The organism is Heyndrickxia oleronia (assembly GCF_017809215.1).
GTDB lineage: Bacteria > Bacillota > Bacilli > Bacillales > Bacillaceae_C > Heyndrickxia > Heyndrickxia oleronia.
Genome location: NZ_CP065424.1, coordinates 1399671 through 1412330, shown reverse-complemented (window position 1 = coordinate 1412330; position 12660 = coordinate 1399671). Strand labels below are relative to the sequence as shown.

Here is a 12660-nt window from a genome sequence, read left to right as displayed (position 1 = left end):
TTTTTCTTCTATTTTATTTAGTGAAAAATACATAGCGAAGAATACTCGCTTTTTTTTATACTTTATTTAGGAAATATAAAGAGAATTTACATGAAAATGGAGGATATTCATGATTTCACAAATCGTTAAAGATCGTCTAATTTCAATAGTTGGTATTGAAAATGTGGATGACTCTAAGGCTGGAAGATTAGTATATTCCTATGATGCTACACCACAATTTCAATCCCTTCCAGACATTATCGTTTCACCTAGAAATACACAGGAAATAGCCGAGATTGTAAAGCTTTGTAGCGAGTTCAAAATTCCTATCGTTCCTAGAGGCTCTGGTACAAATCTTTGTGCAGGTACTTGTCCTACAGAAGGCGGACTTGTTCTCTTATTTAAACACATGAATCAAATTATTGACATTGATGAAGAAAATTTAACCATTACTGTTCAACCTGGAATCATTACCCTTGATATGATTCATGCAGTCGAAGCAAAAGGCTTATTCTATCCTCCAGACCCTAGTAGTATGAAAATATCAACCATTGGAGGGAATATAAATGAAAACTCTGGTGGGTTACGTGGTTTAAAATACGGAGTTACGAGAGACTATGTCCTTGCATTGGAAGTTGTACTTCCTAATGGAGATATCATCAGAACGGGTGGCAAACTAGCTAAAGATGTAGCGGGTTACGATTTAACTAGACTGTTTGTTGGCTCTGAAGGTACCCTTGGGATTATAACTGAAGCTACTTTAAAGTTAATTCCCATGCCTGAAACAAAAAAAACAATGCTTGCTTTATTCCAAGACATAGAAGCGGCAGCACGCTCCGTATCGAAAATTATCGCTAATAGAATCATTCCTACTACTCTTGAGTTTTTGGACCAGCCAACATTAATAGCTGTAGAGGATTTTGCTAACATCGGATTACCAACGAATGTAAAGGCAGTTCTTCTCATTGAACAAGATGGGAGTAAGGATGTTGTCGATAAGGATATGGAAAAGATTGCAACACTTTGCTTAGAAGAGAACGCAGAATCTGTTGAGATAGCAAAATCAGAGGAAGAAGCAGATGCATTAAGAACAGCACGAAGAGTTGCACTTTCTGCTTTGGCAAGATTAAAACCCACAACCATACTTGAGGATGCTACTGTTCCACGTTCAGAAATTGCCAAGATGGTTCGCTCCATTAATGAAATAGCTGAAAAGTATCAGCTAAATATTTGTACTTTCGGACATGCTGGAGATGGAAATCTTCATCCTACTTGTCTAACAGATGTAAGAAATACAGAAGAAATAGAACGTGTAGAACAAGCCTTTGCTGAAATATTTGAAAAGGCCATTGATTTAGGTGGTACTATAACAGGCGAACATGGAGTTGGTGTAATGAAAGCACCATACTTAGAATGGAAACTTGGAAAAGAAGGAATTTCAGCCATGAAGGCAATAAAGACTGGCTTCGATCCTTTAAACATTTTGAACCCGGGAAAAGTTTTTGCTAAAGACAGTCGGAAACGTGTGGTGATATCAACATGAAATCAGTAACTGAGCGAAAAATTATACAACAAGGCTTTATGGATCGAATGGATGAGGATGAGCTTTTAAACTGTATGAGATGTGGATTTTGTCTCCCATCCTGTCCCACTTATATTGAGTCAGGCTTTCAAGAACTCCAATCACCTCGTGGGAGAATCGCTCTAATGAAAGCTGTAAAAGATGGTCTTCTTGAGCCAGATGAAGATGTTGAGCGTTCATTAAGCCTTTGTCTAGGTTGTAGAGCCTGTGAGCCTGTTTGTCCATCAGGAGTAAAATACGGACACTTATTGGAAGAAGCAAGGGATATTATTCAACAAAATAAAAAACAAAAAGCTCCTGTTAAAACGGTTAGAAATGCTGTTTTCGAAGGACTTTTTCCCCATCAAAATAGAATGCGGACCGTCACAAGTTTACTTGGAATTTACCAACGATCAGGTCTTCAAAAAGTTACTAGAAAGATTGGCTTTATGAAGCTTTTCCCTGAGAGTTTAGCGACAATGGAAAAAGTATTACCAAAGGTTCCGAAAAGAAAAGAGATGAATAACCGTCCTGAATTTTTACCCGCTGAACAAAAACGTTTGAAAAGAGTCGCATTTTTTGCTGGTTGTTTAATGGATACAATGTTTTTAGAAACAAATAATGGAACACTAAAATTATTGCAAAAAGCCGGCTGTGAGATAGTTATCCCGAAAACACAAGGATGCTGTGGGGCGCTGCATGGACATAGCGGGGAGAAGGCAAAAGCGATTGAAATGGCAAAACTTAATATTGAAGCATTTGAGCATACAAATGCTGATTATATCATTACAAATGCAGGAGGGTGTGGAGCATTTCTTATTGACTATGATCATTTGCTTATGAATGATCCTGAGTGGTATCCACGCGCCAAAGCCTTTAAAGAAAAATTAAAGGATATAACACAAATATTAGTTGAACTGGACTTCCATAAACATGTCTCTCTCCATCTTCCTAATCAATGCATCACATATCAAGATTCCTGTCATCTTCGAAATGTAATGAAAACAGCCGAAGCACCCAGGCTATTACTCCAATCAATAGATGGAGTCCAATATTATGAGATGAAAGATGCTGATCGGTGTTGTGGTTCTGCAGGAATCTACAATATTGTTGAATCTGAAATGTCTATGAAAATATTAGATTCCAAAATGAAAAATGTGATAGAAACGAATACAACTACCATTGTTACAGCAAATCCAGGATGCTTATTGCAGATGAAGCTAGGAATTGAACGTGAAGGTTTATCCGATAAAATGAGAGCTGTTCATATTGTTGATTTATTAATTGAGGCACTAAATGATTAGAGGAAGTTGGAAAAAGGGGTTTTCCCCCTTTTCCAACTTCCTCTATTGATTGTCTCTTCCTTTTGCCCGATGCTCATCATTCAGCTGTTTAATTTCATAAATGAGTTGTTTCAATTGCTCTTTACTCTCTGGATATAGGGTATTCCAGTGCTTAGCGAGCGCTGGCATCGATTTTGATATATATGTATAAAGCACCCATATTTTTACTTTCTCCATCAATTCCTCATTTGATTCACCAAGTAAGAGCTCTGTGTACTTTTCAATTAAAGCTTCGAATTGATCTTGAAAAACTTGATCCATGATCTTCACTTCTTTTCATCAATATTTAAAAAGGCGGCATATTACATCCATTTGGACAAGTGGAACATCTCTTTCCATTTTTCTCTTCTAATAGATTAGCAAGACAACAAGTTTTTCGTACCCGTACCGGTTCAACCAAATTCTCACGTATTACTTTTTCACTATCAAAACGTGTTAGCGGATTATATTTGTACGGGCCAAAAAGTTCAGGGCTCGCTTCATGAACGATAAAGCGATAATCATCCTCTAATTGGTGATGGATCCACTTATATTCATTATCCTTCATAAGGCTTTCATATAACCAAAAAATATAGATTGCAATATTTTCCCACATGACTAATTTAGAGAATCGTGTTTCTCTTCTTAATGCTTCAATCATAGGATGAAAGAAACCAGAAAAAATATTCTGGATAACTTCCTCCCTCCACTTGACACGATCATTTAAGGCATCTTCAGCAAAATAATGCTCAAAATAAAAATCAGGTAACCAAAGTCTGTCCTCAGCACGACCAACTAATTTTATATCATCGATTTTCACAATAAATCTTTGATTTAAAACACTCATTGCATATAAATGAATCACTCCGAAAAATGCCATCCGCTTGGCAATCATGGAAGCTGTTACTTTATTAGTTGGAGCTCCTAATTTTTGACCGATTCTTACTAGAATATCTGGTAAGTGCTCTTTATTAAAAAAATCTTTTAATTCAAGTATGAAATCCTGTTGTTTTAATTCATTTAATAACCGATATTTCGAAAGCTCAGTCATGGACCTAGATTGCATCAATTTTCCCGCCTTTTAAGATGCATCTGCCTTTTCCATGAGGGATACAAAGTGGTGTTCCGAAAAGAGGATCCATAGTTACTTGGCAATTCATATCAAAAACATCTCTAACCATTTGACAACTGATCACTGATTCAGGTGTACCTTGTGCATAAACTTTTTTATCACGAATCGCTACTATATTATGTGCATAGCGACAGGCTAAATTTAAGTCATGAAGAACCATTACAATCGTTCTATTTTCCTTTTCATTCAACTCGAATAATAGATCGAGGATTTCAATTTGATGTGTCATATCTAAGTATGTCGTTGGTTCATCAAGTAAAATAACATCCGTATCTTGAGCTAGGGTCATAGCAATCCATGCTCTTTGTCGCTGGCCACCAGATAATTCATCTACAGGACGATCTTTATAATCCATCATACGCGTTGCTTGTAAAGCACGCATAACAATTTGTTCATCTTCATCTGACCATTGCTTTAGCCACGTCTGATAGGGAAAACGCCCTTGCTTCACAAGCTGTAAGACCGTCAATCCTTCAGGTGCAACAGGTGTCTGTGGGAGGATAGATAAATTTTTAGCTACTTCCTTTGTGGGAAGTTTGGCAATTTCCTTACCTGCCAACAGAACCGAACCTGCTTCTGGCTTTAAGAGTCGTGCCATCGAGCGAAGTAAAGTTGACTTACCACACCCATTTCCACCGATAAATACAGTTATTTCTCCTTTAGGTATATTCAAGTCAAGCTCATCAATAATAATCGAATCTCCATAGCCCAATGTTAATGATTTTGTTTGAATAGTCTCACGCATCATGTCCACTCCTTTTAAGAAGACTTCGTTCTAAATAGTAAATAGATAAAATAAGGTGCTCCAATTGCGGCAGTAAATACCCCTGCTGGAACCTCAAGAGGAGTAAAAACAGTCCGTCCAATTAAGTCCGCCACCATTACTAGGATGCCACCAAGAAAAGCTGAAGCCGGCAATAACGCGCCAAATGATGACCCCACAAGTCTTCTCGCCATATGAGGCGCCATTAACCCGACAAAACCAATACCTCCACCAAATGCAACGGCTGCACCTACTAAAGCGGTACTTAAAAGTAAAAGGAAAAAACGCTGTCTTTGTACATGACTCCCTACGCCAGTAGCGAGTTCATCACCAAATTCCTGAATATTAATTTTTCTTGCCGAAATGAGTGCGACAATGGTTAAGATAATGACCCATGGAACAATAACACTTACATTCCCCCAACTTGAACCATTAACCGTTCCTGTTAACCATATATTAGCATCACTTGCCCGATAAATTGGACCTAGTATCATTAGTAAGGTTGTGATGGCTTTCATTACAGCCGAAATACCAATGCCAATTAAAACTAATCTTATGGGAGAAACTCCATCCTTCCAAGCTAAAAAATATACCAAAAATGCCACGATTGCTGCTCCTAAAAATGCTGCTACCGGAAGCCAACCAATACTAACCGTTAGACTATTATCTTTATTACTAAAAATGGCTAAAAAGGAGACTACCGCTGCCCCTGCTCCACCTGTAATACCAATAATATCTGGTGATGCTAACGGATTCCGTATAATTCCTTGTAAAATGCCACCTGCCATTGCTAAAGCAATTCCTACAAATAAAGAAACGATAATTCTTGGCAAACGGAATTTTAAAACAACTAGTTGTTCCAGACTAGTTCCCCCACCGAAAAATGTCTTTACAACTGTAAGAGGGTTAATATTCATATCCCCCAGCCCAGTACTAACGATCAATGCAATTAATGTCACAATAAATAATAGGAAAATAACCCATGCTGCACGAAGGTCAACCAAAAAGGAGATTTTCCCTTTAAAAAGACGAAGATTTTTATACTGACTCATCGTCCATTAAACCCCCTTCGAGCGATGTAAATAAAAAATGGAACTCCAATGATTGCAGTCATCACTCCAACGGGTACTTCCTGAGGCATGATCACATATCTTGCTGCAATATCTGCCGCAAGTAAAAGTATACCGCCAAGTATTCCAGAAAAAGGTAAAAGCCATCTATGATCAATCCCAATAATCTTTCTAGATATATGTGGAACCACTATTCCTATAAAACCGATTGGTCCTGCTACAGCAACCGCACTACCTGCTAAAAAGATAACGAGTAAACCAGAAACTATTTTTACAAGTCCTGTTTTTAATCCAAGTCCTTTTGCAACATCTTCTCCCATTGCAAGGACATTCATTTTGGACGCAAAAATCAATGCAATCACCCAGCCAGCAATCATATACGGTAGGATAGATTGTAAAATTTCAAGCTTTCTACCTTGCACAGATCCAGCGAGCCAAAAAAGAACCTGTTCCAATGCTGCATCATTAATAGAAAGCAATCCTTGCGTAAAGGATGAAAATAAGGCAGCAATAGCAGCACCTGCTAATGTTAGTTTCATTGGCGTTAGTCCTTCACGACCAACTGAGCTAATCACATATACTCCAGCTGTTGCAACAGCTGCACCTGCAAAGGATATCCAAGCAAATGCTTGTAGCCCAGAGACGTGGAATAAAGTAACCGCAAGCACAACAGCAAATCCCGCTCCTGCGTTTGTACCTAAAATTTCAGGTGCTGCAAGGGGATTTTTGGTTAATGTTTGCATGATGACCCCTGCCATAGCTAAGCATGCTCCTACTGCAGCAGCAATCATTGCTCTTGGTAAACGTACTGTAGTTATAATTACATGTTGATTGGAGCCATTATAATCTGTAAATGATTGAATCGCTGTTTTTATAGAGATACCTGTATATCCTAAAACAATACTCATTGCAATTAATAGTAATAGAATAATAATAGATACAATTGTTGCACTTAATTTTTGCCAATTCTTTTTAAGAACCATTGTAAAGATTCCTCTCAAATATTCTCTAAATTAAGTGTAGTGAAAGTTTCTCATTTAGTCAATGACTTTGAAAATCATTATCATTTAAATATTGACAATACTTTAACAGAATTATATGATTGGAGAGGTAATTGATAATGATTTTCAATATTCTACATATCTATCAGGAGGTAACAACGCATGAAAAAAATGCGACTAATCGTATCACTTCTATCCATTATAGCTATATTTGTTCTTGCAGCTTGTGGAAATAAAGAAAATAATAGCACTGACAATAGCAAAGAGAGTAAAAAAGGAAATGAAGCAAGTTACACGGTTGAACATGCTATGGGTAAAACTACAATTAAAGGGACACCTAAGAGAGTGGTTATTTTAACTAATGAAGGAACTGAGGCTCTTCTTGCAATGGGCGTTACTCCCGTAGGAGCTGTAAAATCATGGACTGGTGACCCTTGGTATAAGCATATTAGTGATCAATTAAAAGATACTGAAGTTGTCGGAACTGAAAGCGAAGTAAATGTTGAAGCTATTGCTAAACTACACCCAGACCTCATTATTGGAAATAAAATGCGTCAGGAAAAAATTTATAACCAATTAAAAGAAATCGCTCCTACTGTTTTTGCAGAAACATTACGTGGTGATTGGAAAGAAAACTTTGAGCTATATGCGAAGACATTAAATAAAGAAGAAAAAGGAAAAGAAGTATTACAGAACTATGATCAAAGAATTGCTGATTTAAAAGAGAAATTAGGTGATAAATTAAAAATGAACGTTTCTCTTGTTCGTTTTATGACTGGAGATGTTCGAATTTATCATAAAGATACATTTGCAGGAGTAATTTTAGATGAACTTGGATTTAATCGTCCTGGTGATCAAAATAAAGATGACTTTGCGGAAAGAAATTTAACAAAGGAAAGAATCCCAGCTATGGATGGAGACATACTATTCTACTTCACTTATGAAACTGGTGATGGCGAAGCATCTACTCTTGAAAAGGATTGGATTAATGACCCACTATTTAAAAATTTAAAAGTTGCAAAAGCTGGAAATGTGCATAAGGTAAATGATGATATTTGGAATACAGCAGGTGGAGTTCTTGCTGCAAACCTTATGCTAGACGATATAGAAAAAATCTTTTTACAATAAACTAAGAAGGGACTATCTTTAGATAGTCCCTTCTTTTCTTATGGATTCAGAACGGCTTCTTTTCTCATCCTCTTCTTAAAGGAAAGGATAGAAAGATAAATGCCGAGTTCATATAGAACAACTAGCGGTGTCAACACTAAAATTTGACTAATAAAATCTGGTGGCGTAATTAGTGCTGATATGATGGCAAGGACAATATACGCAAATTTGCGTATTTGTTTCAACTTCGTCGGAGTTAAAAATCCAATTGATGTCAAAAATACCATCACAATCGGCAATTCGAATAGGATTCCTAATGAAAGGGTTGATGTTAATAAAAACAGAAAATATTCTCTTGCTGTAATCAAAACGTGAAAGGATTGTTGCCCTAAATTCATTAAGAACTTAAATAACACGGGAAAGACAATAAAATAACCAAAAGAAATCCCCATTATAAAGCTAATTGAAATGGCTGGAACATAGGTCAAGGTTATTCTACTTTCAGTTGGTGTAAGTCCTGGCTTCACAAACCTCCATATTTGATAACCCATAAAAGGAACAGTAAGTCCTATAGCCAGTGCTCCTGCAACACCCGTGTAAAAACGAATGACATCTAACGGCCCCATCAAAACGATATCATATCCATTGGATAATAACGGCAATACCTTTGGCATAAAAACTAAAAATCCAATAAACATGACTGCAAAGAACAATGCTGATTGTAATAATATTTTACGTAATTCTGTAAAATGCTCTAGCGTAGCTTCATCTTTTTCTACATTGGATTGGAGATCTTCTGACAATGAAATCCATCTCCTTTATTAATAACTCTTAGAATCGATAAACCCCTTATAAATAGTATAGCAACGATTAGCTTAATCCTATTTCCTCCCAGGATTCTTTACTCTTCTATCAATCTAGAGTCTAAATGAGCTTATTTCTCTACCTGGTTTTCACTTTTTACATTTTTTTCCTCAACGACTTCATCACTCATAATTGTATTTGCTGTTCTCTTAAATTCAGATAACGTTTTTCCAAATGCTGAACCAATTTCAGGTAATTTTTTTGGTCCAAAAATAATTAATGTGATCACCAGTATAATAATAAGTCCTGGGATTCCGATATTAGATAAAAACATAGCAATCCTCCTTTTGTTTATGCGAGTGAACCACCTGATTTATGATATTTCAAAATTCCCTCGGCTGCGCGATAGGATAAAGCCCCTACCGTACCAGTCGGATTGTATCCTGAGTTATGAGCAAATGCTGAGGCACCTACAACAAATAAATTATCTACATCCCACATTTGCAAATAATTATTTACAGCCGATGTTCCAGGGTCACTTCCCATAATGACTCCACCAGTATTATGAGTAGATTGATAAGTTGTATTATCAAATGGGCCCAGTTCCTTAGTATAATCAATATGGTCCGCACCCATTTCTTTTAATATATCTGCACATTTTTTAGCCATGAAGATAGCAAGATTTCGATCCTGATCCTCAAAATCAAATGTAATCCGTGGCAATGGATCTCCAAATGCATCCTTATAAGTTGGATCTAAATCAACATAATGATGCTGAAACGGGAGTGATGCACCTTCTGCACCAACAGATAAATAGGAATTTGCATATTTTATAGACTTTTCCTTAAATTCTTTTCCCCAGGAAGGAGTGCCACTAGGAACAGCATTATTTTGAATCGGTCTTTGTCCATTTTGAAACAAAGCTATTCTTGCACCATGTAAAAAGTCTAAATTCGAATGGTCAAAGTTATCACCATTATAATCATCTAAACACATTCCAAGAGAACCCGCTCCGGCAAATGTATTAAACTTTTTATTATCATAAAAACCTACAGCACTTCCCTTGAGCACTTGGTAGCAATAATTCTTTCCAATAACTCCCGTACCTGTTTTTGGATCATATGGTTTACCTATACCAGACATTAGTAATAGACGAATATTATTGAATACATAACTTGTTAGAACAACAATGTCTGCTGGCTGCTCGATTTCCTCACCAGTGGTGACATCTGTATACATCACACCTGTTGCTTTATTCCCACTATGTAAGATTCTTCTTACATGGGAATGGGTTCTAATTTCAAACTTACCCGTCTTTTTTGCAACTGGGATTACGGTTACAACAGGGTCTGCTTTTGCTCCATACTCACATCCAAATCGTTCACAGTATGAACAATATTGACAAGCCGCTCTAGAAATCCCATCTGGGTTCGTATAGGCTTTTGAAAGATTTGCAGATGGGGAATTATATGGGTGCAATTTCATATTTTTTGCTGCATCCGCAAACATTTTCATTGCTGGTGAAACCTTCATAGGTGGCGTTGGATATTTATCCGATCGCTTACCAGCTAATGGATTTTCCTCCCCAGAAATCCCCGCCATTTTCTCAAATTTATCAAAATAGGGTTCCAATTCATCATAAGTGATTCCCCAATCCTGAAGTGTCATTCCATTAGGTATTTTCTTCTTACCATATTTTTCAATGGTTTTACTTTTTATTTCAAAATCATATGGTAAAAAACGATAGGTTTGTCCATTCCAATGGACACCAGCACCACCTAACCCATCTCCTAATAAAAAGGAACCATATTGTCTCATTGGAAGAGCCCGTATTTTTTCATTCCCCCGAAAAGTAGTCGTTTCTTTAGAGAGATCTTGGAATAGCTCATAACGTAGCGCATAACGAAGTTCATCATGAACCATAAAATAATCTTCGGTTTTTCTTTCTTTTCCTCTCTCCAATCCGACCACATTAAGGCCTTGCTTCGTTAATTCGGACGCGATAATGCCGCCTCCCCAGCCAACTCCAACTACTACTACATCTACTTTTGGCAATTTTTTTGCCATTTTTATTCACCTCTGTTCCTAATATGCAAATTCATTTAAAATTACTTTTCCATTAGTGAGAAAGATGGTCTCGAAGACTTTGAGGAGCAATCTTTTTGAAATCCTGTTCAATAATTTCCGCATACGCCATTTGATTCCCAGGATAATCCCTCATTTTCCATCCATTCATATTGATATTTCCACCATACAATGGATCACTATATACACCTTCTAAAGTTGCACTTCTGAGCATACTAAAGAATCCACTCGGTGAAATTGTTGTGATCTTCACCTTATCCTCTTCAAAATCTTTCAACACAGCATCCTGTTCATCACCAGAGAGCTCAACAAACCTTTTCTTATATTTATCCATGCTATGATTCTGTATTTCCTGTAATGCGATATCAAATATTTCTCTCCGCTTTAATCTGCCTTGATAACCCTGAACTTTTTCTCCGTGATAAAAAGGAGGCTGCATATACTCCCTTCCATTGAAACCCCATTCACCAGCTAATTGGTGATCAATAAAAAAAGCAACCCCAAGAGCTTTTGCCCCTGGCCCATTATCATCCTCCGGAAAAATTCTTTCTGTTGCTGCATTGACAATATTGAATTGCTCTTGTGTAAAATACATCAATGCCTGATTAAAGTTTTCTGCGTTAGTTCCTGCTACCTTTTGATTATTTTTAGTCGTTTCTTTTTCGTTTTTTCTATTCCCAAAAGGTAATAAACTTCCAACCACCCCACCAACAGCGACACCACCAACAACATACCCGGTGTTTTTAATAAATCGACGTCTTGAGAGTGATTCTGGAGTTTCTTGGTTTTTTTCATCTGTCACGTGATTCCACCTCCTGAAATTTTCACCATTTAGGTTCAAAAAAAGTAATTATGGTGTTTTTTATAATATGACCTAATTTTTTTTACTCATACATTAAACAATTTTGGGAACGCTAATTTTTGAAATAATAATATCGATCTAGGAGGTTAAGAAAATGAAGCAAACATGGAGCAAATGGATGGTTCCTATGATTGGTGTACTTCTTGTACTTGCCGCATGCACAAGTCAACAAGGTGCCAATAATCGACAAGGGGTTACGAATACGGACCAGCCAAGAAACGTATCAACCAATCATGACAACTATAGGAATGAAAATGTATCTACAAAACTAAATCAAAATGTGAATGAAATTCCTAGTGTTGACCGCACCAAAAAATTATCTACTAATGAAAATGGAAACATTACAAATGGATTAGGGTCTAATGTATATAGCTTGATAGGTAGCTCTGGGTTACATGATGGGGGCATTTCTTCCCATTTAGAATCACGTTTATCAGGTGCCGGAATTCCAGGTGTGAAAGTTTTTGTACTTGATGATACCGTTATCCTCGCAAGAGCAAAGCATGAAACGACTTCTAATCAATATGACGACATGCAAAATCAAGTTCTTAGCGGGACACATGGTGAATCAGGGACTGGGAAAAAGCGAGGGATAAATAATAAAGAAAATTACTCAGATGATAATTTAGATAAAGCAAAAAAAATGATGACAGATGCTTTTAATGGGCATGTACAAATTTTAACGATCACAAATACTGGAGCACCAGCTTTAATCGATAAAATAAAAGCAAATATCCAATCAGATCAACCTTCATATGACAAATTAACGAATGATATTCAAACACTAATAAAAATGACAAAAGAAAAAAGCTGACAACAATCAGCTTTTTTTCTTTTGTCATAAAAGAAGCTATTTCAAAGAATAATTTAGTTCATTGATTGATTTACATAGTTCCCTGCAATTTGGTAACAATACTGATAAATGTCAAAAGTAAATGAAATCTAATCTTACGATCACTTTAATCGGGGGATCA

The 12660-nt window shown here is 36.7% G+C and carries 13 protein-coding genes; 4 read left to right on the top strand and 9 right to left on the bottom strand.

The annotated features are described in order from the left end of the window. Positions 1 to 109 precede the first annotated feature (109 nt). Positions 110 to 1522, top strand: coding sequence for a glycolate oxidase subunit GlcD (glcD, locus tag I5818_RS06980; RefSeq protein WP_078109458.1), 1413 nt, complete (start codon positions 110 to 112; stop codon positions 1520 to 1522). After that, positions 1519 to 2844, top strand: a complete 1326-nt coding sequence (locus I5818_RS06975; protein WP_078109457.1) for a (Fe-S)-binding protein — start codon at positions 1519 to 1521, stop codon at positions 2842 to 2844. The genes glcD and I5818_RS06975 overlap by 4 nt, the downstream gene beginning before the upstream one ends. Before the next feature lie 42 nt (positions 2845 to 2886). On the opposite strand, the gene I5818_RS06970 is transcribed toward I5818_RS06975, so the two are convergent. The 5 genes from I5818_RS06970 to I5818_RS06950 are packed head-to-tail and all read right to left on the bottom strand — an operon-like array spanning position 2887 to position 6810. Beyond that, positions 2887 to 3144 carry a YusU family protein gene (locus tag I5818_RS06970; protein WP_058002807.1) on the bottom strand — a complete coding sequence of 86 codons (258 nt, stop codon included), beginning with the start codon at positions 3142 to 3144 and terminating at the stop codon, positions 2887 to 2889. Positions 3145 to 3169: 25 nt separating this feature from the next. Next, the gene (locus I5818_RS06965; RefSeq protein ID WP_078109456.1) at positions 3170 to 3928 is read right to left on the bottom strand and encodes an IucA/IucC family C-terminal-domain containing protein; all 759 of its coding nucleotides are present in this window, start codon (positions 3926 to 3928) and stop codon (positions 3170 to 3172) included. After that, on the bottom strand, positions 3918 to 4742 hold the full coding sequence (locus I5818_RS06960; RefSeq protein ID WP_058002809.1) for an ABC transporter ATP-binding protein: 825 nt from the start codon (positions 4740 to 4742) through the stop codon (positions 3918 to 3920). Before I5818_RS06960 ends, I5818_RS06965 begins: the two co-directional genes overlap by 11 nt. An 11-nt stretch (positions 4743 to 4753) precedes the next feature. Then, entirely contained in the window at positions 4754 to 5809 is a 1056-nt protein-coding gene (locus I5818_RS06955; RefSeq protein ID WP_071976473.1) for a FecCD family ABC transporter permease, read from the bottom strand. Next, complete coding sequence (locus tag I5818_RS06950; protein ID WP_058002811.1) at positions 5806 to 6810, bottom strand: FecCD family ABC transporter permease; 1005 nt, start codon at positions 6808 to 6810, stop codon at positions 5806 to 5808. The genes I5818_RS06955 and I5818_RS06950 overlap by 4 nt, the downstream gene beginning before the upstream one ends. A gap of 180 nt (positions 6811 to 6990) precedes the next feature. On the opposite strand from I5818_RS06950, the gene I5818_RS06945 reads away from it, so the two are divergent. Continuing rightward, positions 6991 to 7956, top strand: a complete 966-nt coding sequence (locus I5818_RS06945; protein ID WP_078109455.1) for an ABC transporter substrate-binding protein — start codon at positions 6991 to 6993, stop codon at positions 7954 to 7956. Between the two features lie 38 nt (positions 7957 to 7994). Here I5818_RS06945 and tatC read toward each other — a convergent pair whose 3' ends face one another. From tatC to I5818_RS06925, 4 genes are all read right to left on the bottom strand, one after another. Further along, positions 7995 to 8738: a twin-arginine translocase subunit TatC gene (gene tatC / locus I5818_RS06940; RefSeq protein WP_058002813.1), complete on the bottom strand. Its 744-nt coding sequence runs from the start codon at positions 8736 to 8738 to the stop codon at positions 7995 to 7997. A 131-nt stretch (positions 8739 to 8869) separates the two neighbouring features. Beyond that, positions 8870 to 9073 carry a twin-arginine translocase TatA/TatE family subunit gene (tatA, locus tag I5818_RS06935; protein ID WP_058002814.1) on the bottom strand — a complete coding sequence of 68 codons (204 nt, stop codon included), beginning with the start codon at positions 9071 to 9073 and terminating at the stop codon, positions 8870 to 8872. A 17-nt stretch (positions 9074 to 9090) separates the two neighbouring features. Then, positions 9091 to 10806, bottom strand: coding sequence for a GMC family oxidoreductase (locus I5818_RS06930; RefSeq protein ID WP_058002815.1), 1716 nt, complete (start codon positions 10804 to 10806; stop codon positions 9091 to 9093). A gap of 52 nt (positions 10807 to 10858) precedes the next feature. Continuing rightward, a complete protein-coding gene (locus tag I5818_RS06925; RefSeq protein WP_058002816.1) occupies positions 10859 to 11626 on the bottom strand; it encodes a gluconate 2-dehydrogenase subunit 3 family protein in 768 nt (255 codons plus the stop codon). Positions 11627 to 11780: 154 nt separating this feature from the next. Between I5818_RS06925 and I5818_RS06920 the strand changes: the two genes are divergently transcribed. Continuing rightward, positions 11781 to 12500, top strand: coding sequence for a hypothetical protein (locus I5818_RS06920; protein ID WP_058002817.1), 720 nt, complete (start codon positions 11781 to 11783; stop codon positions 12498 to 12500). Positions 12501 to 12660 lie beyond the last annotated feature (160 nt).